Origin of the sequence: Streptosporangium sp. NPDC050284, assembly GCF_044459525.1 — a bacterium.
Classification (GTDB): Bacteria; Actinomycetota; Actinomycetes; order Streptosporangiales; family Streptosporangiaceae; genus Streptosporangium.
In genome coordinates this window covers 769,222-792,494 of the sequence record NZ_JBITIZ010000001.1, presented here as the reverse complement: position 1 = coordinate 792,494, position 23,273 = coordinate 769,222, and the positions used below count along the sequence as shown (strand labels likewise).

The 23,273-nt window shown below is 70.1% G+C and carries 21 protein-coding genes and 3 tRNA genes; 13 read left to right on the top strand and 11 right to left on the bottom strand.

What is annotated here, in order from left to right:
* Positions 1-25: 25 nt before the first annotated feature.
* Entirely contained in the window at positions 26-958 is a 933-nt protein-coding gene (locus ACIBH4_RS03415; protein ID WP_362505453.1) for a Ppx/GppA phosphatase family protein, read from the bottom strand.
* A gap of 12 nt (positions 959-970) precedes the next feature.
* A complete protein-coding gene (locus ACIBH4_RS03410) occupies positions 971-1,705 on the bottom strand; it encodes a methyltransferase domain-containing protein (protein WP_362505450.1) in 735 nt (244 codons plus the stop codon).
* Positions 1,706-2,217: 512 nt separating this feature from the next.
* On the opposite strand from ACIBH4_RS03410, the gene ACIBH4_RS03405 reads away from it, so the two are divergent.
* Positions 2,218-4,005, top strand: a complete 1,788-nt coding sequence (locus ACIBH4_RS03405; RefSeq protein WP_362765484.1) for a tetratricopeptide repeat protein — start codon at positions 2,218-2,220, stop codon at positions 4,003-4,005.
* A gap of 420 nt (positions 4,006-4,425) precedes the next feature.
* Here the strand turns inward: ACIBH4_RS03405 and ACIBH4_RS03400 are convergent, their stop codons facing one another.
* Positions 4,426-5,427: a phosphotransferase gene (locus ACIBH4_RS03400; RefSeq protein ID WP_362765481.1), complete on the bottom strand. Its 1,002-nt coding sequence runs from the start codon at positions 5,425-5,427 to the stop codon at positions 4,426-4,428.
* Positions 5,428-5,670: 243 nt separating this feature from the next.
* On the opposite strand from ACIBH4_RS03400, the gene ACIBH4_RS03395 reads away from it, so the two are divergent.
* Both ACIBH4_RS03395 and ACIBH4_RS03390 read left to right on the top strand, forming a co-directional pair.
* Positions 5,671-6,090 carry a heme-binding protein gene (locus tag ACIBH4_RS03395; RefSeq protein WP_362765478.1) on the top strand — a complete coding sequence of 140 codons (420 nt, stop codon included), beginning with the start codon at positions 5,671-5,673 and terminating at the stop codon, positions 6,088-6,090.
* Between the two features lie 142 nt (positions 6,091-6,232).
* Positions 6,233-6,376: a hypothetical protein gene (locus ACIBH4_RS03390; RefSeq protein ID WP_350943780.1), complete on the top strand. Its 144-nt coding sequence runs from the start codon at positions 6,233-6,235 to the stop codon at positions 6,374-6,376.
* Here the strand turns inward: ACIBH4_RS03390 and rbsK are convergent.
* The 3 genes from rbsK to ACIBH4_RS03375 all read right to left on the bottom strand — a co-directional run bounded on the left by rbsK (position 6,350) and on the right by ACIBH4_RS03375 (position 9,209).
* Positions 6,350-7,252: a ribokinase gene (rbsK, locus tag ACIBH4_RS03385; protein WP_362765476.1), complete on the bottom strand. Its 903-nt coding sequence runs from the start codon at positions 7,250-7,252 to the stop codon at positions 6,350-6,352. The genes ACIBH4_RS03390 and rbsK overlap by 27 nt on opposite strands.
* A 68-nt stretch (positions 7,253-7,320) precedes the next feature.
* Positions 7,321-7,968 carry a response regulator transcription factor gene (locus tag ACIBH4_RS03380; RefSeq protein ID WP_350943783.1) on the bottom strand — a complete coding sequence of 216 codons (648 nt, stop codon included), beginning with the start codon at positions 7,966-7,968 and terminating at the stop codon, positions 7,321-7,323.
* A complete protein-coding gene (locus ACIBH4_RS03375) occupies positions 7,959-9,209 on the bottom strand; it encodes a sensor domain-containing protein (RefSeq protein ID WP_362505434.1) in 1,251 nt (416 codons plus the stop codon). The genes ACIBH4_RS03380 and ACIBH4_RS03375 overlap by 10 nt, the downstream gene beginning before the upstream one ends.
* Before the next feature lie 351 nt (positions 9,210-9,560).
* Between ACIBH4_RS03375 and ACIBH4_RS03370 the strand changes: the two genes are divergently transcribed.
* The 3 genes from ACIBH4_RS03370 (at position 9,561) to ACIBH4_RS03360 (ending at position 14,173) form a co-directional block, all read left to right on the top strand.
* A complete protein-coding gene (locus tag ACIBH4_RS03370; RefSeq protein ID WP_362765473.1) occupies positions 9,561-10,922 on the top strand; it encodes an acyltransferase family protein in 1,362 nt (453 codons plus the stop codon).
* Positions 10,923-11,049: 127 nt separating this feature from the next.
* Entirely contained in the window at positions 11,050-13,542 is a 2,493-nt protein-coding gene (locus tag ACIBH4_RS03365; protein WP_362505429.1) for a DUF3516 domain-containing protein, read from the top strand.
* 112 nt (positions 13,543-13,654) lie between these two features.
* Positions 13,655-14,173 (top strand): DUF2087 domain-containing protein, encoded by a 519-nt coding sequence (locus ACIBH4_RS03360; protein ID WP_362505426.1) that lies wholly within the window; start codon positions 13,655-13,657, stop codon positions 14,171-14,173.
* Here ACIBH4_RS03360 and ACIBH4_RS03355 read toward each other — a convergent pair.
* From ACIBH4_RS03355 to dusB, 3 genes are all read right to left on the bottom strand, one after another.
* On the bottom strand, positions 14,140-14,376 hold the full coding sequence (locus ACIBH4_RS03355; protein ID WP_362505423.1) for a hypothetical protein: 237 nt from the start codon (positions 14,374-14,376) through the stop codon (positions 14,140-14,142). The two genes, ACIBH4_RS03360 and ACIBH4_RS03355, sit on opposite strands and share 34 nt — an antisense overlap.
* Positions 14,313-15,398, bottom strand: a complete 1,086-nt coding sequence (locus ACIBH4_RS03350; RefSeq protein ID WP_362505420.1) for a sulfite oxidase — start codon at positions 15,396-15,398, stop codon at positions 14,313-14,315. The genes ACIBH4_RS03355 and ACIBH4_RS03350 overlap by 64 nt, the downstream gene beginning before the upstream one ends.
* A 213-nt stretch (positions 15,399-15,611) precedes the next feature.
* Positions 15,612-16,733 (bottom strand): tRNA dihydrouridine synthase DusB, encoded by a 1,122-nt coding sequence (dusB, locus tag ACIBH4_RS03345; protein WP_362765470.1) that lies wholly within the window; start codon positions 16,731-16,733, stop codon positions 15,612-15,614.
* A gap of 90 nt (positions 16,734-16,823) precedes the next feature.
* On the opposite strand from dusB, the gene ACIBH4_RS03340 reads away from it, so the two are divergent.
* The 4 genes from ACIBH4_RS03340 (at position 16,824) to ACIBH4_RS03325 (ending at position 17,951) form a co-directional block, all read left to right on the top strand.
* Entirely contained in the window at positions 16,824-17,486 is a 663-nt protein-coding gene (locus tag ACIBH4_RS03340) for an amino acid-binding protein (RefSeq protein WP_362505414.1), read from the top strand.
* A gap of 206 nt (positions 17,487-17,692) precedes the next feature.
* Positions 17,693-17,764 (top strand) — tRNA-Gly (locus tag ACIBH4_RS03335).
* Positions 17,765-17,789: 25 nt separating this feature from the next.
* Positions 17,790-17,860 (top strand) — tRNA-Cys (locus ACIBH4_RS03330).
* 16 nt (positions 17,861-17,876) lie between these two features.
* A tRNA-Val gene (locus tag ACIBH4_RS03325) sits at positions 17,877-17,951 on the top strand.
* 107 nt (positions 17,952-18,058) lie between these two features.
* Here the strand turns inward: ACIBH4_RS03325 and ACIBH4_RS03320 are convergent.
* Both ACIBH4_RS03320 and ACIBH4_RS03315 read right to left on the bottom strand, forming a co-directional pair.
* Positions 18,059-18,955, bottom strand: a complete 897-nt coding sequence (locus ACIBH4_RS03320) for a methyltransferase domain-containing protein (RefSeq protein ID WP_362505411.1) — start codon at positions 18,953-18,955, stop codon at positions 18,059-18,061.
* A 199-nt stretch (positions 18,956-19,154) separates the two neighbouring features.
* On the bottom strand, positions 19,155-19,667 hold the full coding sequence (locus tag ACIBH4_RS03315; protein WP_362505408.1) for a hypothetical protein: 513 nt from the start codon (positions 19,665-19,667) through the stop codon (positions 19,155-19,157).
* A gap of 384 nt (positions 19,668-20,051) precedes the next feature.
* Between ACIBH4_RS03315 and ACIBH4_RS03310 the strand changes: the two genes are divergently transcribed.
* The 3 genes from ACIBH4_RS03310 to ACIBH4_RS03300 all read left to right on the top strand — a co-directional run bounded on the left by ACIBH4_RS03310 (position 20,052) and on the right by ACIBH4_RS03300 (position 23,269).
* A complete protein-coding gene (locus ACIBH4_RS03310; protein WP_362765467.1) occupies positions 20,052-21,728 on the top strand; it encodes a metallophosphoesterase family protein in 1,677 nt (558 codons plus the stop codon).
* Positions 21,729-21,806: 78 nt separating this feature from the next.
* The gene (locus ACIBH4_RS03305; protein WP_362505403.1) at positions 21,807-22,481 is read left to right on the top strand and encodes a hypothetical protein; all 675 of its coding nucleotides are present in this window, start codon (positions 21,807-21,809) and stop codon (positions 22,479-22,481) included.
* Positions 22,478-23,269 (top strand): hypothetical protein, encoded by a 792-nt coding sequence (locus tag ACIBH4_RS03300; RefSeq protein WP_362765464.1) that lies wholly within the window; start codon positions 22,478-22,480, stop codon positions 23,267-23,269. Before ACIBH4_RS03305 ends, ACIBH4_RS03300 begins: the two co-directional genes overlap by 4 nt.
* The last annotated feature ends 4 nt before the right edge of the window (positions 23,270-23,273 follow it).

Genomic DNA, 23,273 nt, shown 5'->3' with positions numbered 1-23,273 from the left:
TTACCTGTGAGCGCCCTGGCAAACCTTACCGTTCGGGCATCGCGTCCAGCCGCCGCAGAATCACTCCCTCGCGCAGCGCCCAGGGGCACACCTCCAGCTGGCTCACCCCGAACAGGTCCATCGCGGCGTCGGCGACGATCGCCCCGGCCGGCAGTTGCGGCGCCCGCGCCTCGGAGACCCCGGGCAACTCGGCGCGCTGCCCGGTGGTCATCTTGATGAGCCGGTCGGTCCACCCGACGAGGTCGGTGTGCCTGAGCACCCGGCGCACGGACGGTCCCTCGTTCGAGGGAGCGGCCCCGGCGATCCTGGCGAGCTGTCTGAACGTCTTGGACGTCGCCACCGCGTGGTCGGCCTGACCGTACCGGGACACGTTGCCCACCGTGCGGGCGATCTCGGTCCGTACGTGCCTGCGCAGCGCCCGCACCTCCTCGGCGGGTGGCGGGTCGGCGGTGAAGCAGTTACGGGTGAGCCGGCCCGCCCCCAGCGGGAGCGACACCGCGACATCGGGCTGTTCGTCGATGCCCGAGGCGATCTCCAGTGATCCCCCGCCGATGTCCAGCACCAGCAGCCGCCCGGACGACCACCCGAACCAGCGGCGCACGGCCAGGAACGTCAGCCTCGCCTCGTCCTGGCCGGACAGCACCTCGATGTCGACCTGCGTGTCGGCCTTGATCCTGGCGAGGACCTCCTCGCCGTTCACCGACTCCCTGACCGCGGAGGTCGCGAAGGCCATGAGGTCCTCGACCCCCTTGTCCTCGGCGAGCCGCAGCGCCTCCTCGACGAACCCCTGAAGCCGCGCGGCGCCTTGCGCGGACAGGCGGTCGCCGTCCTCCATGTGCTCGGCAAGCCTCAGGTCCACCTTGTGGGAGTACGCTGGCAGCGGCCGGGCTCCCCGGTGCGCGTCCATCACCAGCAGATGGACCGTATTGGAACCGATGTCGAGAACGCCCAGTCGCATGGGACGAAGTTACTACCCCTGCGGGCCCCGTCGGTCCGGGGTGCGCGTGTGAACGCTCACCGCGTATCCGCCGCCGTCGTAGGGTGCCCCCTCCCACGTGGCGAGGCGCCTCAGCGGGGAGAGCCCCGAGTCCCGGCACCAGCCGTCGTAGTCGGCCAGGGTGACCGTCGCCGAGGCGAGCGGGAGGTGGGCGGCGTCCAGCCCGAACCCGCTCACCAGCAGCCCGCCGGGCCGCAGCAGCGCCGCGAGGCCCGCGACGGTCCGCGCCTCGGTCCCGGGGGCGAGCAGGGGGATGACGTTGCCCGCGGCGACGACCATGTCGAAGCTCCCGCCCTTCTCGCCTCCCTGAATAGAAGTATCCCGTTCATCCCGTACGATCCGGTTCTCCTGATCCGTTCGGTCCGCGAGCGCCACGGGATCGCCAAGGCCGCCGAGATCACCGAGATCGCTGAGGTCGGCCAGTATCCAGGGCAGTCGTGGCGCGACCCTCCGGGCGACGGCGAGCATGGACGCGTCGAGATCGACGCCCACGCAGTCGTACCCCAGCTCGGCGAGCCGGATCGCCACCCGCCCGGTGCCGCACCCGGCGTCCAGCACCCGGGCCGGCGGCGGCAGCAGTTCCTCGCACAGCCGCGCCTCACCGTGCATGTCCGCCCCCGACTCGGCCAGCCGGGCGAACCTCTCCGCGTACCGCTCCCCGGCGTCGCCCCCCGCGATGTCCGTCCAGCGGCTCCTCGGTTCTCTCATCGCACCAGGGTCTCACCCCCGGGGGAGCCCTCCGCGACGGCCGGCGCGAGGGCGTTCCGGCTCTCCACGCCCCCACCGCGCGTACGAGACCGCCACGCGGCGAGCGGATGGCGGGACATCAGCGGCTCCCGGCGCGGATCGCGGACGGGCCGGTCTCAGCGAGACCACCGCGCGGCGCCTGTCCATAGGACTGTCCGGATCCGGCCACGATAAGAAATACTTCTTGTCAATATGGGCGATTACTGCGAATACTTGCAATTTGTTATTATTCGTGAGGAAGGCCCGCAATGAAGCGTGTTATTGTTCACAAGCCTGGCACCATCGCACTCAGTGGCACCGCCAGCCCTAAACACATCGGCTGAGGCGGAATCGTAGATCCGGCGTCCAGCGATGGGCGCCGGCTCCCCGGTAGAGTCATATCACCAAATATCGACTAATCGAGTTAAAGGAGTCCGGTGAGTCGGGGACAGCAACCGCAAGGAGACCCGCCGCCCCCCACGGTAGACACAACGGTGGACACAGTGGACGCGGATCGGCGCCTGCGCGGGCCGTACACCGCCGGGAGCGCGATCGTCTCCGCCCTGCTGCCCGCCGCCCGGCCCGAGCTCGTCTCCCGCTACGACATCGAGTTACGCGCCGTCGCGCCTGACCTGCGCGATCAGATCCCCGCCCGGCGCCGGTCGGTGGCCGCGAGCCTGCCCGCCGCGGAACGGATCCTGGTACACGCCCCGCGCCGCACGCTGCGCCTGGCCAACGGCCTGGCCGAGTTCGTCCGTGAGCACCTGTCGGAAACCGGGGCCCGCACGTTCGTCGTCGAGAACACCGACCTGGCCGACCCCACCGACCTTGAGCTCCTCACGGTGCTGCGGCGCCGTGTCCCCGCCGACCTGCTCACCGTGCTGACCCGCGAACGTGCCGTTCCCGAGGAGAGCCTCGGCGCGGAACGGCACGACGCCCTCGCCGACGAACTGGAGAGGGAGGGGACACTCGGCGCGCGACTCGGAGCGATCCCGTACCACCGTGAGCGCGGCGGCGATCCGTCGAAGGCGGTGGAGGCGCTCCTGTTCGCGGTGCAGTGGTGCCTGGACGAGGGCTACCACGACGCCGTGGTGGATCTCGGCGAGCGTGCCCTGCGCCTCACCCACCCCGACGACGACCCCGCGACGTGGTGGCGGCTCCTGCACAGCACCGCGACCGCGCTGGCCGCGCTGGGCCGCGAGGACGACTCGGAGGCCCTGTTCGACCTGGCCAGGCGCGAGAGCCTCTCCCCCGTCGTCCACGCCTCGGCCGCCTACGCCACCGGGATGCTGAAGGTCCGCCACCGCGACCCGGCACGGCGCGACCCCGACGCCGCGCTGGCGCTGGTGAACCAGGCGATCGCCATCTCCTCTCTGCTGCCCGACCCTCGCGAGCGGGCGTTCAAGCTGGGGTTCGACCTCAACGGCCGGGCGCTGGTGGAGGTACGGCGGGGCCGTCCCGCCCAGGCGCTGGAGCTGGTCCAGCAGGCCGTCGCCCTGGCCGATCGCGACCTGCCGCCCGGCGAGCACCCGATACACCGACTGGTGCTGCTGGCCAACAGGGCGCAACTCGCCGTGATGCTGGGCCGTCCCGCGGCCGCGCTCGACGATCTGAACGCGGTGATCGCGGCCGACCCCGGCTATCCCGACTACTACATCGACCGGGGCAACCTGCTGCACCGCCTGGGCCGGACGGACGAGGCGGTCGCCGACTACGAGACGGCGATGCGGGTCGGCCCTCCCTTCCCCGAGCCCTACTACAACCGGGCCGAGATCCGTTTCTCCGCTGGTGACCATCGAGGCTCGCTCGCCGACCTGAACCACGCGCTGGAGCTGGACCCGGAGTTCGTGGACGGCCTGGCCAACCGGGCGGGGCTGCTGGCCGCGCTCGGCGAGTACGCCGCGGCCAGGGCGGACGCGGAGACCGGGCTCGCCATCGATCCCGTCAACCCGTACCTGTTGTGCGCGCTGGGCCAGGTGGAGACCGCCGAGGGCCGCTACGACAGGGCGCGCACCGCCTTCGACCGCGCCCTGGAACTCGCCCCCTCGCTCGCCGCCGCCTGGGCGAACCGAGGGCTGCTGGCGTTCGAGACCGGCGATCCCGAGGGCGCCGTCGCGGACTTCACCCGGGCACTCGACGCCGGGGACGATCCCGCCCTGCTGTTCAACCGGGCGATGGCGCTGCGCGCCGCCGGACGCGACCAGGCGGCGGTCGCCGATCTCACCCGCGCGCTGGAACTCGCCCCGGACGACGAGGACATCCGGCGCGAGCTGAAGTCCTGACCCCGTACGGCCCCTCACCGAGCACGGCGAAGACGCCGAAAAACATTCCGGATTCAGAGATTGGAACCAGAAAGTCACGGTCGGTAAGGTGTCGTGCCCATACGAGAGAATCCCGCTATCCGAATATCCATCACACACACAGTGATGTGCGTGTGCCGTCTCGTATTCGCCTCCGGTATTTCAGGGGTCGGAGGCGGGTAGGGGCGATTTCCCGATTCCGGACGCGCGATCACCGTGCGCCACGCCGCCGGACACCCCGTGCCCGAGTGCCGCGCCCGCGAGGGACGGATGGTGACGGATTCGGGGCCCGGCGAGCGCGGGCGGTGGACGACGAGCGGCCGACCGGCGTCGACCGGGTGGTCGACAAGAAGCAACCGGGCGGTCGGAAGTCGGGAAGGCGACGGGCAGCCGACGACAGGGTCAGCGGAGCGAGCCGCCGAGATGGCGTTCCGCCAGCTCGCAGGTGCCCTCGGTGTAGCCGGCGCCGAGTTCCGCGGCGATGTCGGCACCGGTGTGGGTGCCGATCCAGGCGACGAGCAGCAGGCGGCGGAACATTACGAACGTCCAGATCTCGGCCTCGTCCTCGGCCGGAAGGTCCAGGACGGTCCGGTATCCCCGCACCCACGCGTCGATCAACTCGGGAACCTCGGGACGGTGCTCGACGAAGCTGACCGCGGCGGCCAGGTCGTAGAGGTACCAGCCGAAGCCGCAGTCGTCGAAGTCGATGACGCCTGGCGGGTTCTCGCCCTCCACGAGCAGGTTGGCGGCGCGCAGGTCGGCGTGGATCAGGCCGTAGCGTCCGGGGGCGCGGCCGAAGCGGTGGAGCCGCTCGCGCAACTCCTTGTCCAGCCGCCCCAGCACGGCCCGCGCCTCGGTGTCCATCCCCAGGCCGTCCTGCCAGCGGCCCCACCGCGACTCGGCGCCGAGAGCGGCCTCGTAGTCCCAGTGGAAACGGGTGAATCCCTCGGGCGGGGACCACCCGCGCGCGTGCCGGTGCATCCGCGCCGTGAGGGCGCCGAGCCGCTCGAAGCCGGGCAGCGGATCGTCCTGGGGCGGCTCTGTGCCGGGCAGGAACTCGAACATCACGCAGTCGCGCGGCTCGGGACCGGGGACGGTCAGCACCCTGGAGCCGTCGGGAGCCGGGATCACCCGGGGGGTACGGATCCCCGCCTGCTCGCGAAGCGCCTCCAGCCAGGACAGCTCGGACAGGATCGCCGGGGTGGAGTGATAGCCGAGCCGGTGCACCCGCAGGATGGAACGCGTGCCCGAGACCGGGTCGTCCACCCGGTAGGTGGCGTTCTCCGACACGTTGACCAGGGTGACCTCGGCGTCGGGCAGGCCGTGGAACCGCGTCGCCGCGCGGGCCACGTCGTGCACACGGGCCAGCACGTCACCCCCGGCGGACAGGTCGTGGACCCGCATCGGCTCCTCCATCGTCGGTCGGATCGGGCGCGCGAGACGCCAGATCCTATCCAAGATTCCGGTGTCGCCCCGCGGTGCCATTTCCCTTCCGGTACGACGCTCCCGGCCCGCTCCGGTCCTCCGAAGGGCTCGCGCGGGCGTCGCATCGTTATGACACCTCACATCACCAGAACGGCGGCGCACGCGCACCCGGCCGTCCATGCCGACGACCTTCGAGACGGTTTGGCGACGGTGGGGAGACCGGTGAACCTGGAACTCGCGCTGCGCATGTGTGAGGCCGCGGTGAGGCAGGCCGCGCGGGAGGGCGCGCTCATCTCGGTCGCCGTGGTCGACGCGGGCGGGGACCTGGTCGCGTTCCAGCGGATGGACGACGCGCGGATCACCGGATCCGTCCTCGCCCCCGGCAAGGCCTACACCGCGCTCGCCCACCGCATGCCGACCGCCGACCTCGCGCCGCTGGTCCTGCCGGGAGGCGATTTGTACGGTCTGGCGGGTGATCGGTACGTGTGCTTCGGCGGGGGTGTGCCGCTCGGAGGGGCCGGCGACGGGTACGGGGCGGGCCGGGCGAGCCGGGTGGTGGGCGCGGTCGGCGTGAGTGGCGGCACCGTTGCCCAGGACATCGCCTGCGCCGAGGCCGCCGCAGCCCTCTGGGAAAGCGCATAAACGGATATATCAATAAAAAAGGGACGGCGGAAATCGCCATTCCTGTGAAACAGAAGCGCGGCGTGTTACCTCCGCCGACCGCGGGGCAGTGAGGGCCTACCCCGGACGATGATCGTCTGGGATGACCCTTTGGAGGATTCTCGTGGACGTTCTCGTGCTGCTCGCCCTGGTCTGCTTCCTGGCCGCCACGATCTGGTCCGCCATCAGCCGCTCCTGGCCGATCGCGCTGCTCGCCGCGGGGGCGTTCCTGCTCACGCTGTCAGAGACCTCCCTCATCAGCGGCTAGGCTCCCGTCGATCTCGGCGCGGGTGGGCATAGAGGTGCTGGCACCCGCGCGCTGGACGGACAGGCCCGCGGCCGCGGTGGCGAAGCGGACGGCCCGCTCGACGGGCTGCCGCTCGACACGAGCCGCGGCGAGGGCTCCCACGAAGGTGTCGCCCGCGGCCGTGGTGTCCACCACGGCCACCGTGGGAGCCTCGACGCGCACCACGGGCCCGTCGCCCGAGGCGGTGAGCACGCCGCGCGCCCCCAGGGTGATGATCACCCATCCGACCGAGCCCCTCAGTTTCTCCAGGGCTCGCTCGTGGTCGGCCAGGCCGGTGATCGCCGAGGCCTCGTGCTCGTTCGCCACCAGGATGTCCACGGCCTCCAGCAGCTCCGCGGGGAGCGGCTGGACGGGCGCGGGGGTGAGGACGACGGTGGTCCCGGCCGCGCGGGCGGCCCTGGCGGCCGCGGTGACGGCCTCGATGGGGAGCTCCAACTGCAGAAGCACCATGTCGGAACAGGAGATGACCTCGATCTCGGCCGCCGAGGGGGCGGTCACGGTCCCGTTGGCGCCGGGGACCACGATGATCGAGTTACCGCCGTCGCCGTCCACCACGATCTGGGCGATGCCGGAGGGGCCGGGGACCGTGCGCAGGTGGGTCGCGTCGACCCCCGCCTCGGTGAGCGTACGCCGCATCTCGGTCCCGAAGGCGTCGTCGCCGACCGCACCGAGAAAGGCGACCCCGGCTCCCGCCCGCGCGGCGGCGACGGCCTGGTTGGCGCCCTTGCCGCCGGGCACCGTGCGGAAGGCGCGGCCGGTCACGGTCTCACCGAGCGCGGGGGCGACGTCGACGTAGGCCACGAGATCCATGTTGGCACTGCCGAAGACCGAGATCACTGTTCCTCCTCGCGGTCGGAAGCGCGGGTGTGCGGGCGGGTGTGAGGGCGGCGGTACGGGAACACGGGTCAGGAACGCAGGTAGGCCAGGACCGCGAGGACACGGCGGTGCTGGTCGCCGTCCTCGGCGTACAGGCCGAGCTTCGCGAAGATGCTGCGGATGTGCTTCTCCACGGCCCCGTCGCTGACCACCAGCTGACGGCCGATGGCCGGGTTGGACCTGCCCTCGGCCATCAGGCCGAGCACCTCGCGCTCTCGCGGGGTGAGCTGGGCGAGGGGATCGTCGCGGCGGCGTCGCACCATCAGCTGTGCCACCACCTGGGGGTCGAAGACCGTACCTCCGGCCGCGACCGTGCGCAGCCCTCCCATGAAGTCGTCCACGTCCACGACGCGGTCCTTGAGCAGGTATCCCACCGCGCCCCTGGCGTCGGCGAGCAGATCGTCGGCATAGGACACCTCCACATACTGGGACAGGATCAGCACCGGCGCGCCGGGAACCCTCCGGCGCGCCTCCACCGCCGCCCGCAGCCCCTCGTCGGTGAAGCCGGGCGGCATTCGTACGTCCACCACCGAGACGTCGGGCCGGTGCTCCGCGACGGCCTCCACCAGCCGGTCGCCGTCACCCACCGCCGCGACCACCTGGCAGCCGAACTCCTCCAGGAGCCTGATCAGGCCTTCCCTGATGAGCACCGCGTCATCGGCCACAACTACCCGCACGGAACCTCCGCCACTATGACCGTCGGCCCTCCGACGGGTGAGTCGACCGCCAGCTCGCCGTCCACCGCCTTCAGGCGGTCCCCGAGCCCCGACAGGCCATGTCCCTTGGCGACATGGGCGCCGCCGACCCCATCATCCCCGATTGTCAGCATGAGGAAGTCCCCCGTCCTGCTCAGCGTCACGGTACAGATCGTGGCCTGGCTGTGCTTGGCGACGTTGGTGAGGGACTCGGCGACGACGAAGTAGACGGTGTTCTCCACGGCCGCGGGGAAGCGCCCCACCACCTGGACGTCCAGCTCGACGGGGACGGTGCAACGGCCGGCGAGCGCGGCGAGCGCCGGGGCCAGGCCGCGGTCGCTGAGGATCGGCGGGGCGATACCGCGCGAGAGGGCGCGTAGCTCGTCCAGGGTGTCGCGGGTGGAGGTGATGGCCTCGCCGAGCATCCGTTCGACGGCCCCCGGGTCGCGCTTGAGCTGGCGCTGGGCCCGCGACAGGTCCATCGCCAGGGAGACCAGGCGCTGCTGAGGTCCGTCGTGGATGTCACGCTCCAGCCGGCGCAGCGCGTTGGCCTCGGCCGACACCGCGGCGGCCCGGCCCTCGGCCAGGTCGTCGATGCGCTCGTGCAGCTCGGCCACCCCGGTCAGCATCGCCCTGCCGAGTCCGGCCTGGACGAGCGCGGCGCCCCGCACGATCGCCGGGAGGGTGAGGGCGAAGAGCACGCCGATGGTCGTGTTGATGATCACATCGACCCACAGGCTGTCACCCAGGCCGAGGAGCCTGCCGAGTCCTCCGTCGTTGCCGGGGATGGCGTAGATGATCCACCCGTAGAGCGGGTAGGTGAGACCGACGATCGTCCCGACCCACCAGACCGTCGCCAGCACGAAGGTGACGATGGAGATCGGGAAGACCACGACGCCGTAGAGCAGGTCGAGCCACGACTGGCCGTTGGTGAGCGGGTTGATCATCCTGCGGAACCATCCGGCGCCCTCCGGGGCGGGCAGATATCTCGGCCGCGCCACGGGACGGCCGAGCACCTCGGGCAGCCAGCGCCGCTCGACGTCGGCGAAGCCCCTGGCCACCAGGAGGGTCGTCGCGAGGATGGGCAGCCCCACGAACACGACGGTCGTGCCGCTCCCCGCGGCGAAGCCGGCCACCATCAGGACGAACCAGATGGCGGAAAGCGGGAAACCCACGATCAGATAGCGGGTGTCGGTGCCGATGCGGCCGAGGAGGGTTCTCATGGCGCCAACGCTACGAGGGCCGGCCCCGTCGATCGACCCTGTGTGCCCGCGTACCGGGGTAGGGCCAGCACTACCCGGGACGGTGGGGAGATCGGGCGAGAAGACTGCTGCGGGCGTCACTGTGCCGCCGGGCTCCTGGCGGGAGGCTTTTCACATCGTCACACCTGCGATTTTCGTCCTCCTTCCCGGAGATCGCCCTCCCTGAGAATCGAGATCCCCTTGACCGCCGTGATCCCTGTTTCGGCAGCGCCTCCCGCAGCGCCTTCGTCGGTGACTCCGACAGCGCCGCGACCCGTGACCGCGGCGGCGACCGCACTGTCGGCTCCCGCGGATTCGGTGGCGACTCCGCCCGTGACAGCCGTCCCGCTCCCCCGTACGGCGCCTCGCCCGGCCTCCGCGCGCGCCGCGCGCGATCCGTTCGTCGACGTGCTCCGCGTGTTCGGCATGGTCCTGGTGGTGCTCCAGCACTGGAGCATGCCGCTGCTCTCCTTCGCCGACGGCCGGATCTCCACCGGTAACGCGCTGGCCGCGGGGAACGGATGGATGATCACGTGGTTCAGCCAGGTGATGCCGCTGGTGTTCTTCGCGGGGGGCGCGGCCAACGCGATCAGCCGCCGGAGCGCGGCGAGGCGCGGCGAGGCGACCCCCGCGTGGCTCGCGGGGCGCCTGCGCCGCCTGGCCTGGCCGGTGGTCCCGCTGGCGGCGGTCTGGCTGCCGTTGCCCCACCTGCTCCTCGCGCTCGGCGTTCCCGAGCAGCCGGTCATGACGGCCTCACGACTGGCCGGGCAGCTGCTCTGGTTCCTCGCGATCTATCTCGTCGCGGTGGCGGCGACGACGCCGATGCTCAGGCTCAACATGGTGTACGGCTGGCGGGTGCCGGTCGCGCTGGCGGCGGGGGCCGTGGCAGTGGACGTCCTGCGCTTCACCAGCGGCCTGGACATCGCCGGTTTCCCCAACATCGTGCTGGTCTGGCTGGCGGTGCACCAGCTCGGCTTCCTCTATGTCGACGGCCGGCTGGGCCGCCCCTGGGTCCTGGCCCTGGCCGGGTACGGTCTGGGCGCGGCGCTCACGGCCTTCGGCCCCTACCCGCTCAGCATGATCGGGATGCCGGGGGCCTCCGTCTCCAACATGGCACCCCCCACGGTCGCGCTGCTCTCGGTCGGGGTGGGCCAGATCGGGCTCGCGCTGGCGCTGCGCCGATGGATCGTCCCCTTCGCGGAGTGGCCGGGGGTCTCGCGGGCTCTGGACTGGGCCGGCTGCCGGATGATGACCCTCTACCTGTGGCACATGAGCGCGCTGTTCGTCATCGTCTCGGTGGTCGTCGTGGGTCTGGGCATCTCCACCCCCAAGCCGGGCACCCCGGCCTGGCTGTCCGGCTGGCCCCACTGGTTGCTCATGCTCGCCCTGGCGATGTGGCCGCTGCTTCGGGGGTTCGCCAGGTTCGAGACGCCTCCCGCGACGGGGCCGTACACCGGCGGGCCGGTCAGGATCCTGCTGGCCACCGTGCTGGTGGGGCTGGGTCTGCTCACGTTCACGGTGACCGGCTTCGTCCCGGGGACGGTGCCCCTGCTCGGGGCGGGCGCGATCGTGGCGGGCCTGGCGCTCACCGGCTCCTCCCGCCGCACCTCCCCACCTCGCCGGACCTTCCCGTCTCGCGGGCACCGGGGCGTACCGAGCGTGCCGGGCCAACGAGCCAACGGCGTGGTTGTCTAATTTGATCAGCATTCCTGCCGGAAAAAGCAGCCATAACTACACAAAGTTACGCACTTTACCTGGAATGTAAGGTGATCCGCGACCGCCTCCGGTCCGACCACCTCAAGTTCTTCGGCAGTATTGAACCGTGAGCCTTGTAGACCGCCTGCCAGAAGAGATCGACGCCGACCCCGACACCATCTTCGACGCCTTCGTCGAATGGAACTCCGAGCGAGGGCTGACCCTCTACCCGGCGCAGGAGGAGGCTCTTATCGAGGTGGTGTCGGGAAACAACCTGATCCTGGCCACCCCGACCGGCTCGGGCAAGAGCCTGGTCGCCGCCGGAGCCCATTTCACCGCGCTCACCAGGGACGTGCGCACCTTCTACACCGCGCCGATCAAGGCGCTGGTGTCGGAGAAGTTCTTCGACCTGTGCGCGGTGTTCGGCACCGAGAACGTCGGGATGATGACCGGCGACGCGAGCGTGAACCCCGGAGCGCCGATCATCTGCTGCACCGCGGAGATCCTCGCCAACGTCGCGCTGCGCGACGGCGCCGCGGCCGACATCGGCCAGGTGGTGATGGACGAGTTCCACTTCTACTCCGAGCCCGACCGCGGCTGGGCCTGGCAGGTACCGCTCCTGGAGCTGCCGAACGTCCAGTTCATTCTGATGTCGGCGACCCTGGGAGACGTCACCAGGTTCGAGGAGGACCTGACCCGGCGCACCGGCAGGCCCACCGCGGTGGTGAAGAACGCCGAGCGCCCGGTCCCGCTCGTCTACTCCTACCGGCTCACCCCTCTCCACGAGACGCTGGAGGAGATGCTCACCACCAACCAGTACCCCGTCTACGTCGTCCACTTCACCCAGGCCGCGGCCATGGAGCGGGCGCAGGCGCTGATGAGCATCAACATGTCGACCAAGGCCGAGAAGGAGGCGATCGCCTCCATGATCGGCCACTTCCGGTTCACCACCCGGTTCGGCAAGGCGCTCTCCCGGCTGGTGCGGCACGGCATCGGCGTGCACCACGCCGGGATGCTCCCGAAGTACCGCCGCCTGGTGGAACGCCTCGCCCAGGCGGGCCTGCTCAAGGTCATCTGCGGCACCGACACGCTCGGCGTCGGCGTCAACGTCCCGATCAGGACCGTGCTGTTCACCGCGCTGTCGAAGTACGACGGCAACAAGGTGCGGCGGCTGCGCGCCCGCGAGTTCCACCAGATCGCCGGGCGGGCCGGGCGGGCCGGATTCGACACCATCGGCTACGTCGTCTGCCAGGCCCCCGACCACGTCGTGGAGAACGAGAAGGCCCTGGCCAAGATCGGCGACGATCCCAAACGGCGGCGCGGTTTCGCCCGCAAGAAGCCCCCGGAGGGCTTCGTCGGCTGGAGTGAGGAGACCTTCGAGAAGTTGCAGGCCGCCGAGCCCGAGCCGCTGAACTCCCGGTTCAAGGTCAGCAACGCCATGCTCCTCGCGGTGATCAACCGTCCGGGCGACTGCTACGCGGCCATGCGCCACCTGCTCACCGACAACCACGAGGACCGCAAGTGGCAGCGGCGGCACATCAGCCAGGCCATCGCGATCTACCGGTCGCTGCTGGCCGGAGGCGTGGTGGAGAAGCTGAGCGAGCCCGACGAGCACGGCCGGATGGCCCGCCTCACCGTCGACCTGCAGGAGGACTTCGCGCTGAACCAGGCGCTGTCCACCTTCGCGCTCGCCACCCTGGAACTCCTCGACATGGAGTCGCCGAACTACGCCCTGGACATGGTCTCGATCATCGAGTCCATCCTCGACGATCCCCGCCAGATCCTGTCCGCGCAGCTCAACAAGGCGCGCGGCGAGGCGGTGGCACTGATGAAGGCCGACGGCATCGAGTACGAGGAGCGGATGGAGCTCCTGGCCGAGGTCACCTATCCGATGCCGCTCGCCGACCTGCTGCTGGGCGCGTACGAGACCTACCGGCGCGGCCACCCCTGGGTGGGCGACTACACGGTGAGCCCCAAGGGCGTCGTCCGCGACATGTACGAGCGGGCGATGACCTTCGCCGACTACGTGCAGTTCTACGAGCTGACCCGCTCGGAGGGCACCGTACTGCGCTATCTCGCCGACGCCTACCGCACCCTGTCGCGGACCATCCCCGAACACCTCAAGACCGAGGACCTGGTCGACCTCATCGAGTGGCTCGGCGAGCTGGTCCGCCAGGTCGACTCCAGCCTTCTGGACGAGTGGGAGCAGCTGCAGAACCCGACCGGGGAGCTGGAGGCGCCCTCGCTGGAGGAGAGCACCAAGCCCGTCACCGCCAACACCCGCGCGTTCCGCGTGCTGGTCCGCAACGCGATGTTCCGCCTGATTGAGCTCGCCGCCCTGGAGAACGAGCAGGAGCTGGAGCAGCTGGCACCCGACGTCGACTGGGGCGCCGCGCTCGACGCCTACTACGACGACCACGAGGAGATCGGCACCGGCCCGGACGCCCGCGGCCCCGGCCTGCTCCGCATCGAGGAGGAGAAGGAGTTCTGGCGCGTCCGCCAGGTCATCTCCGACCCCGCGGGCGACGGCGACTGGGGCATCGACGCACAGGTGGACCTCGCCGCCTCCGACGAGGAGGGCCGCGCGGTGGTCCACGTCATCGGCCTGAACCGCCTCTGAACCGCCTCTGAACCGTCCTCGCCACGTCCCTGCCGGCGCCGGCAGGGGCGCTCAGCGTAGGAGACCGCCCGTGCGCGCAGAAATATCAGGCGGGACCGACAAGAATGACCGGATGAGCGACGAAGCGATCAGGCAGGTGCTGGGCCTGCTGTACCAGGAAGACACGTTGAGGGTGCTGGCCGCCCTGGTGCTGGGCGGCAAGCCGGAGGAGGAGTCCGGGCTCGACAGGGAGGCGGTCAGGCGCGCGCTGGACCGCCTGGAACGCGGCGGGCTGGCCGTACGGGGAGAGGGCGGCGAGTGGGAGGTGCGGCGCGAGCGCTTCCGTGAGCTGCTGCACGCCACAGCGAGACCCGCCACCCCGGCCTCCCCCGAGGAGAGGGTTCTGCAGTCCTTCCTCGTCGAGGGACGACTGCGGGCGATCCCCACCAAGCGCGACAAGCAACTGGTCGTGCTCGACTACGTGGTCCAGGTCTTCGAGCCGGGAGTCCGCTACCCGGAGAAGGAGGTCAACGTCGCGCTGCGCGCCTTCCACGACGACTACGCGGCCCTGCGCCGCTACCTGGTCGACGAGGGCATGCTCAGCAGGGAGAGCAACGTCTACTGGCGCAGCGGCGGCTCCGTCGAGGCTTGAAGTCGGGCGGTCAGCGTCCGGATGTGGTCGATCAGCTCTGGCGGCTCCCGTACGGTGAAGTCCAGGCCGAGCTGCCCGATGGTGAGCGCCAGCCACTCCAGCGAGTCGCCGCCGGTGCGCAGGCGGTCGATGCGCGCCCTCAGGGGGCGCAGGTGACGCGGGCGCGAGACCAGGAGGTGTTGGCGTACCCCTTGGGATTCCACACGTGCCGGGGCGATTCCGGCTGGGTGGCACCGGCGCTGTCCCACGCGCGGGCGACGATCACGGTCTCGCCCTCCCCCAGTTCGACGGTGGTGTGCCAGTGCCGCCACGCCCAGGGGCCCACCTGCTCGCCGAGGTCGGCCTGCATCCAGGTGTCGCCCCCGTCGAGGGAGACGTCGACGCGGGCGACGGTACGGCCGTCCCCGGCGTAGGCGTAACCGGTGATCCGGGTGAGGCCCGGCCACGTGCGGGCGCCGTCGCCGGGGCTCAGGATCGCGGTGTTGAGGACGACTGGTCCCAGGGAGATGCCGTCACCGGGCCCCGCCTTGGCGGGGTCGGCCTCGGGGGGCAGGAGACGGTAGGCGGTGGCCTGGAAGTAGTTGTCAGAGGGCTCCTCCCGCGCGGTGACGCGCTGAAGCCATTTGACGCTGCGGGCGCCGATCCAGCCGGGGACCACGACGCGGAGCGGGGCGCCGTGTGCCCGGGGCAGCGGCCGGTCGTTCATGGCCCAGGCCAGCAAGACGTCCCCGCCGACGGCCTTGGCCACGGGGATGGAGGCACCGTAGGGCTGGGGTGGATCGGCGAGTTCGGAGACATCGGGGGCGGCGAAGGCGATGTGCGCGGCCCCGGGAAACAGCCCGGCGCGGGCGAGGACCTCGGCCAGGCCGACACCGCTCCAACGCGCGGTCGAGGTGGCTCCGGGCCCCCACGGATCCTCACCGGGAATGTCGCGGACCTCGACCAGACCGGCACGGCGGTTGCCCGCGCACTGCAGGGTCGCCACCAGCGTGACCTCGGAGAACTCGGAACGCAGCTCCTCCAGCGACAGCGTCAGCGGGCACTCGACCAGGCCGTCCACCCTCAGGCGCCAGGATGTCGGATCCAGGTCGGGGACGGGACCGTGGTTGCGGCTGTAGAAGGTGTCGAGCGGGGTGAGGATGTGATCGGCCAGGGCGCCCGGCGGAGCCTCGGCGTTGTACGGCTCGCTCCCGTGGACCACCATGTCGTCTCTCTTGCCCCACATGTTCACATGACTCGGAATACCCGGGAACGGGGGCACGACACGGCTTCGGGCCGAGACGGGAGGCGGCTGTGGGCCTCCCGGTGCCCCGCGTGGCGCGCGGCACCGGGAGCAGGCGCGATGGGCGGTGGCGGGGGCGCCGATTGGCCGTCCCGTACGGAGTCCGGCGGCCACCCGGCCCGGTGGCCCGGCGCTCCGAGCGCCGCCCCGGCGCCGTCAGCCGCCCGAGGTGTCGCTCTCGGCGTCGGCGCTGGGAACCGCGAGATCATAGGGATCGTCCAGCCACCCGGCGGGCAGGTGGACGCGGTCGCGCGGGTTGGTCTTGCCCCGGGGGGTGTCCACGCCGTCGGGCCACGGCTGGGCGGCGTCGAGTTCGGCGAGACCCTCGCGCAGGTCCGACAGGCTCTCCGAGGTGGCCAGGCGGCGGCGGAGGGCGGCACCGACGGTGAAGCCCTTGAGATACCAGCCGACGTGCTTGCGGAAGTCGACCACCGCGTGCCGCTCGCTCTCGAAGCACTCGGCCATCAGGGTCGCGTGCCGGTCCATCGTCGCGGCGACCTCGCCCAGCAGGGGCCTGCGCCGCTCCTCGCCGCCCTCGCACATGGTCGCCAGGTCCGCGAACAGCCACGGGCGCCCCAGGCAGCCCCGGCCCACCACGACGCCGTCGCACCCGGTCTCGTCCATCATGCGGCGCGCGTCGGCGGCGCTCCAGATGTCGCCGTTTCCGAGCACGGGGATCTCCGTCACGCTCTCCTTGAGCCGCGCGATCGCCTCCCAGTCGGCGATGCCGCCGTAGTGCTGGATCGCGGTGCGGCCGTGCAGCGCGATCGCGGAGACGCCCTCCTCGACGGCGATCCGCCCGGCGTCCAGGTAGGTCAGGTGGTCGTCGTCGATGCCCTTGCGCATCTTCACGGTCACCGGCAGCGTCCCCGCGTTGCCCACGGCCTCGCGCAGGATCGACCGGAACAGGTTCCGCTTGTACGGCAGCGCGGAGCCACCGCCCTTGCGGGTCACCTTGGGCACCGGGCAGCCGAAGTTGAGGTCGACGTGATCGGCCAGGTCCTCCTGCGCGATCATGCGGACGGCCCTGCCGACGGTCACCGGGTCGATCCCGTACAGCTGGAGGCTGCGGGGGCTCTCCTCGGGCTCGAACCGGATCATCTTCAGGGTCTTGGGGTTGCGCTCCACCAGTGCCCGCGTCGTGATCATCTCGCAGACGAACAACCCGCCGCCCTGCTCCCGGCAAAGGGTGCGGAAGGGCGCGTTGGTGACCCCGGCCATCGGGGCGAGGACGACCGGCGGCCACACCTCCAGTGATCCCAGCTTCAAGGACTCCACCTGGCTTTTCTACCGCACCGCGACGAGCAGGACGAATCATCGCTGGGTATTCTGTTCCTGCGTGGATCGACGTGACATGGGAGGCCGCGGATGCTGCTGCGACTGCGGATCGCGCTGCCCGACCAGCCGGGCTCGTTGGGGAAGGTGACCCGTGTCCTCGGTGTCGCGGGCGCCGACATCACCCAGGTGGTCGTCCTCGACCGGGGCGAGGGCCAGGCGCTGGACGACATCACCGTCTACTGGCCCGACTCAGCCTCCAGGGAGAGCCTGGTCGAGGGGCTGGAGAGCGTCCCTGGGGTGAGGATCGAGGGCATCTGGGGCACGCGAGAGGCGCCGGGGACCTATCCGGAGCTGGAGATCCTCAAATACATCACCACCGCGGGCGACCGCGCCCTCGCCACCCTGATCGACTCCATGCCCGTGCTGTTCAGCGCCGACTGGGCGGCCGCGGCGACCGAGAAGAGCCCGCGCACGGTCGTCCACTCCAGCTGGCGCGCCCCCGAGCAGGTGCCCTTCCCCGACGAGACCCCCGTCCGCCCGACGGCCTTCACCCTCGACTCCGGCCTGCACGTGATCGCCGCCCCGCTGCCCCCTCTCGCCCTCACCTTCCTGCTGGCCCGCACCGACGGTCCCGCCTTCCACCGCATAGAGGTGCACCGCCTCACCCGCATCCTGGAGATCTTCCTCACCCTGCCCGCCGTGGAGCGCGTGGTCACGCGCCAGCTGCGCCGCCCGGCCGAGCAGGACGGCTGAGCAGGACGGCTGAACGAGAGGGCCGAACGCCCGGCCTGGATCCGCACCGTGTGGGAGCCCGCGGACGGGTGCCGCCGCACGGGTGCCGGCGGGCGGATTCACGCGACGGCCACGGGGTCGGCGACTGAACGCGCGGTTACACAACCGCCGGGAAAACCCGCTAGAGTTCTCTCGTCGCCACCGGGTACGAAACCCGGAGGAAACACGCGGAAGTGGCTCAGTGGTAGAGCATCACCTTGCCAAGGTGAGGGTCGCGGGTTCGAATCCCGTCTTCCGCTCGAAGGGTCTTCGGGCTCTCACTCCGGTGGAGTGGCCGAGAGGCGAGGCAACGGCCTGCAAAGCCGTCTACACGGGTTCAAATCCCGTCTCCACCTCTGGTCCTTCCCATGCGGACGATTAGCTCAGCGGGAGAGCGCTTCCCTGACACGGAAGAGGTCACAGGTTCAATCCCTGTATCGTCCACCATCGCCCATGGTATCCATGGGCCGATCACATCAAACGGCCGCCAAAGTCCCAATTCGGGGGCCTTGGCGGCCTTCTGCCTTTCGGGCCGATATCCGGTGTTTCGGCTCTCACACCGGCTTCTCGGCGACGACGATGACGTAGTCCAAGCCGGCGAACTTCTGCCGCATACGCGTGTCGTCGGTCAGCTCGCGATGCAACCAGCGGCGGTAGACCCAGGTGACCTTCTGCTGAAATGCCTGGTCGTCCAGCTTCTGTTCCGCCCATTTGCACCACGGTTCGTACACGTGGTCACGAATGGAGGTCAACTGGACATGGGCGAACCCGGCGGCCCGGAGGCGGGCGACATACTCGTTGCCGTCGTACAGGTTTTCCTCGGGGACCGAAGTGGAGAAAAGCTCTCGGCGGCCGCCGTTGTCGACACTCAACGGCACGACGTCCGCCGTCGCGAGCACCCCGCCGGGTCGAAGGATGTGGTGAGCCTGGCGGAAGAATTCGTCCCTGGTCCGGAAATGCAGGGCCGACTCCAGGGCGACCACCCGGTCGAAGCTGCCGGGCTCGAACGTCATCGCGGTCGCCGACCCCTCCTGGAAGATCAGCCGATCGTCCAGACCGCGGGCGCGGGCCTTCTCCTGAGCGATCCGCACATGCGTCGGCGTTACGTTCAATCCAACGATCTTCGCTGGATTGTGCCGTTCCAACCACATGAAGTCCTGGTCGCCGTATCCGAATCCGGCATCAAGAATGCGATCGCCCTCCCGAAAGCCCGCGGCGTCCCCCAACTTCTTCGCCAGCGCCTCGCACGCGTCGTCGAGCGTGTCGGCCCCATCGCGCCAGTAACCGAAATTGAGGTACGAGCTGTGCTCGTTCAGGGCGGTCCAGGTGCTCGGCGGAAAGATCTCGTAGGCACGTTTGGCACGGGTCTCCGGCGACGACATGCTGAGCCTGATACTTCGGCTAACGGCGAGCACGTCATCCCAGAGTGAGATCCGCTGCGGGGTGGTCATAGGGGACCTCCTGGGTGTGCTCATGCTTCAGGTACGACAGGGCGACAGCCTTGATACTGGGTACACCGGCGCTAAGGATTTCCACAGATATCGAGTTGCCCCGCATATCGGTGGGCTGGTTACCGGCCTTTGTCGGGCGGCGCGGCCGAGGCCGGGAAAATTCGCGGTGAGCCGGTGAGCCCCACGGACGACCGCTCGGTCACCAACTCGCCATGGGGAGCGCCGAGCCGTCCATCGGGCCTTGCGGACTGTAGACAACGCACATGACGTCGCGGTCGCCGTCGGCCCAGGTCTTCCTGGTCGGCATGACCGGGTAGAAGTCCAGGCCCGAGGCCGAAGCGCCGCTCCAGTTGCTGTCGAACCCCCGTCCGCAGCTCTCCTTGGCGAACACGGTCAGCGCGGCCGGGTCCCATTCACCGTCGGGGGCGTGCACGAAGCCGTACGACTGGTTGGCCGCCCGCTCCTTGCAGGGTGTGTAGAGGACGATGACCTCGGCCGCCTCCGGAGAGTAGGCCGGGTCGGTGAAACACTCCCCCGCCTCGATGTGCAGAAGCCCGCCGGTCTCCGCGGTGACGAAGGTCTCGTCCTTGATCGTCGGCCCCGCCGAACCCGCCGTGGACGACGGCAGGAAGAGCGCGCCGAGCACCACGAGGCCGGGGAGCAATGTCCGGCGGGCTGACCGCCGGTCACCCGCCTGCCGGGGGCCGATCATCGAACACCTCTCGTTCGGGAACGTCGGTCTCGCCCCCTTTCGGGAGGAAACGCGGCACGACGCCGCGTACCGGACCCGTCGAAACCCCGGGCGAGGCCACATGCCGTGTGACGCGGGTCGTGAAGCGGGCGCACACGTTCCGCCTCCGTCAGAGCCCGCTCGCCCGAGGTTAGGGGTGTTCCAGCGAACGCGAGGACAACGGAAGGCGTCGAGCGCACGACCTTCTGGCGACATCAACGGGGCTTTTGGTGCCAGAGATATAGAAGAGGAGGTATTCATCCTTATGTAACGCTCCATATGGGCTTTTGTCCTTCTTTTTTGGATCAATGTCGACGTCCACCGCACTCCCTCGATGGAATGCGATCCCTCCCTGGAGAAGAGCTCATGATGGGCGAAGCCAAACTGCCCCGATCCGCCGGATCCCGGCGTACCAGGCTGACGGCGGTGAGCGCGGGCGTGCTGATCGCCGGCGGCCTCGCGTTCAGCCCGGTGGCGTTCGGCGCGGCCGCGCCGCCGAAGTACCCCGCCGCCGATATCCACAAGCCCTCCCCCATGCCCGACCGGGTCATCCTCACCCCGACCACCACGCCGGCGGCCAGCCAGAAGGTCACCTGGCGGGCCGTGACCGACGCCGAGTCGGCTCAGGCCCAGATCCTCGAGGCCCCGCGCGCGCTCGGCGACGTCGCGCCGTCCGCGGGCGCGGTCACCACCGTCAAGGCGCTCAGCACCACCCCGGTCAACACCACGCTGGGGTACGCCTCCGTCTACCACACCGTCGAGTTCACCGGCCTGAAGCCGAACACCCGCTACAGCTACCGGGTCGGCGACGGCACCAACTGGAACGAGTGGAGCGACTTCACCACCGCGGCGGCCGACCTCCAGCCGTTCTCGTTCATCTACTACGGCGACGCGCAGAACTACATCGACTCCGCGGTGCCGCGCGTCTTCCGCCAGGCGTTCGCCGACCGCCCGCAGGCGAAGGTGATCGTCAACGCCGGTGACCTCATCGACAACGCCAACAACGAGGAGCAGTGGGGCCAGTGGTACAAGGCCGCCGGCTTCATCGACAGCCAGGTCAACAACATCTCGATCCCCGGAAACCACGAGTACAGCGGCGGCCTGTCCACCTTCTGGCGTCCGCAGTTCCCCTATCCGGACAACGGACCGGGTAACCCGGAGCTGAAGCAGACCGCCTACACCGTCGACTACCAGGGCGTGCGCTTCATCGGCCTGGACACCAACGTGCAGAGCAACGCCACCCTGATGGCCGCGCAGACCACCTGGCTGGAGGGTCTGCTCAAGGACAACCCGAACAAGTGGACCGTGGTGACCTTCCACCACCCCGTCTACTCCACCACCGGCACCCGCAACAACCCCGCCGTACGCGGCCAGTGGGGCCCGCTGTTCGAGAAGTACGGCGTGGACCTGGTCCTCCAGGGCCACGACCACTCCTACGGCCGAGGCAACGTGGCGACCGCCCGCAAGTCCGTCACCGTCAACAACGGTGTCGCCTACGTCGTTTCCGTCTCCGGCGGCAAGATGTACGCACTCAACAACGGCGAGAACTGGACCGGCAACGGCGCCGAGGTCGTCAGCAAGAGCCAGAACACCCAGCTCTACCAGCTGATCGACATCGAGGCCGACAAGATCACGTTCGAGGCCCGTTACGCCAACGGCGAGCACCACGACGGCTTCGTCGTCCGGAAGAACGCCAAGGGCGAGCGCACCGTCAACGAGGTCCGCACCGCGGAGAACACCGTCGGCGAGCAGGTCGTCGTCGACAAGACCGCCGTCGAGCACCGCGGCGAGCTCACGATCTCCGCGTACGGCTACGACCCCGCCGAGCAGGTGTCCGTCGTCATGAGGAAGGCCGGCGACGACGAGCGCGGAAAGGGGAACGACACCGTCTCCGTCGGCACGCGGGAGGCCGATGAGCTGGGCCGTCTCACCCACACCTTCAAGGTGCCGAGCAGGCTGAAGAAGGGCGAGACCTACGTGGTCCACCTGGACAGCGCGAACCAGAAGATCACCAGCCCGGCCGTCACGGTCACCAAGAAGTAGCCCCTCCCGGGGACGGGGCCGCCGTCACGGCGGCCCCGTCCCTCGGGCGTACCGGAGCCCCGTCGGACAGGAAACGCATTGAAAATCCACGCCCGTACGCTGGCGGGCGCGCTGCTCGTCGGCGCCCTGGTCGGCTGGGCCGCCCCAGCCTCCGCCCATCCCTTCGGACCGCCGTCCACCGCACGGATCGGGGCCGACGGCTCGCAGGTGACCATCTCGTGGCTCCCCGCCGAGGATGACTGGGTCGCGCTCGGCCAGTCGCTCGGCGCGTTCGAGGACCCCTCCACCGGCACGGTCTCGACGGAGCTGACCGGTGAGCAGAAACTGGGGCGCTCAACGGCCCTCCGCGACTACCTGCTGGAGAAGATCACGGTCGCCCAGGCCGGCCGGCCGTGCCAGAGCCGGCTGGAGGAACTCCGGGCGCTGCTCGTCGACGGCGCCCGGTTCGTCTTCGACTGCCGGAGTCCGGTGACCGAGGTGGAGGTGACCGTCGCCGCCCTCACCGATCTCAACACGGCGTACCGGACGATGCTCATCGCGGACACGCCCGCCACCCCCGAGCAGACCCTCTTCACCGAGGCGGTCAGCACCCAGCGCCTGAGCTTCTCCGGCACGGCGGAGGGCGGCACGTCCTGGCAGACGACAGGTGTCGCCGTCGGCGCCGCGGTGCTGCTGGCCGGATCGGGCGCGTTCACCATGCTGCGGACCCGGCGCAGGACAGGCACGACGAGTACGACAGGTAGGCGACCATGACGGAACTCAGCGGCTTCGAGAGCCGGTTCATCTCCCTCTTCGACAACAGGGGCGTCTTCTGGGCGGTCCTCGCCGTCGCCCTCGTCGCCGGAGCGATGCACGCGGTCGCCCCCGGGCACGGCAAGAGCGTCACCGCGGCCTACCTGGTCGGCACCCGGGGCACCTACCGTGACGCGCTGCGCCTGGGATTCATCGTCGCCCTGATGCACACCTTCTCGGTGCTTGTGCTGGCGTTCGCCTGGGTGGGGCTGAGCAGCGCCGCGAGTTTCGGCACGAAGAGCGTCACCGCCTGGATGCAGGTGCTGGCCGGCGTGATCACGATCTGCGTCGGCATCCACCTGACCTACCGCCACCTGCGAGGACGTCGGCTTCGGGCGCAGGCCCAGCACGGCCACGGCCACGGCCACAGGCACGGGCACGGGCACGGGCACGGGCATCAGATCGGGGAGGGGCCGGATCCCTGGTCGCGCCGGGGCCTCGTCGCGCTCGCCCTCTCCGGTGGACTGCTGCCCTCGCCGTCGGCGTTCGTCGTCCTGATGAGCGGGCTGCTCACCGGCCGGGCCTTCGACGCCGTCACCCTCGTCGCCGCCTTCGGCGTGGGGATGGCCCTCACCCTGACCGGCGTGGGCATCGTGACGATCCGCGGCCTCACCCTGCTGACCCACGGAACTCACCGGTGGTCACTCGCCTCCACGATGATGGCCTGGGCTCCGGCCGCCGCCGGCCTCGCGGTCTCCTCCGCCGGAGGCCTCTACCTCGTCGCGGCCCTCGGCACCATCACCGGCTGACAGC

Bases quoted from the DNA above. Each gene is read 5' to 3' on its own strand.
- ACIBH4_RS03415 (WP_362505453.1), bottom strand. From the start codon at position 958: ATGCGACTGGGCGTTCTCGACATCGGTTCCAATACGGTCCATCTGCTG.
- ACIBH4_RS03410 (WP_362505450.1), bottom strand. From the start codon at position 1,705: ATGAGAGAACCGAGGAGCCGCTGGACGGACATCGCGGGGGGCGACGCC.
- ACIBH4_RS03400 (WP_362765481.1), bottom strand. From the start codon at position 5,427: ATGCGGGTCCACGACCTGTCCGCCGGGGGTGACGTGCTGGCCCGTGTG.
- ACIBH4_RS03375 (WP_362505434.1), bottom strand. From the start codon at position 9,209: ATGAGAACCCTCCTCGGCCGCATCGGCACCGACACCCGCTATCTGATC.
- ACIBH4_RS03360 (WP_362505426.1), top strand. From the start codon at position 13,655: ATGAGCGACGAAGCGATCAGGCAGGTGCTGGGCCTGCTGTACCAGGAA.
- ACIBH4_RS03350 (WP_362505420.1), bottom strand. From the start codon at position 15,398: ATGTGGGGCAAGAGAGACGACATGGTGGTCCACGGGAGCGAGCCGTAC.
- ACIBH4_RS03340 (WP_362505414.1), top strand. From the start codon at position 16,824: ATGCTGCTGCGACTGCGGATCGCGCTGCCCGACCAGCCGGGCTCGTTG.
- ACIBH4_RS03320 (WP_362505411.1), bottom strand. From the start codon at position 18,955: ATGACCACCCCGCAGCGGATCTCACTCTGGGATGACGTGCTCGCCGTT.
- ACIBH4_RS03315 (WP_362505408.1), bottom strand. From the start codon at position 19,667: ATGATCGGCCCCCGGCAGGCGGGTGACCGGCGGTCAGCCCGCCGGACA.
- ACIBH4_RS03310 (WP_362765467.1), top strand. From the start codon at position 20,052: ATGATGGGCGAAGCCAAACTGCCCCGATCCGCCGGATCCCGGCGTACC.
- ACIBH4_RS03300 (WP_362765464.1), top strand. From the start codon at position 22,478: ATGACGGAACTCAGCGGCTTCGAGAGCCGGTTCATCTCCCTCTTCGAC.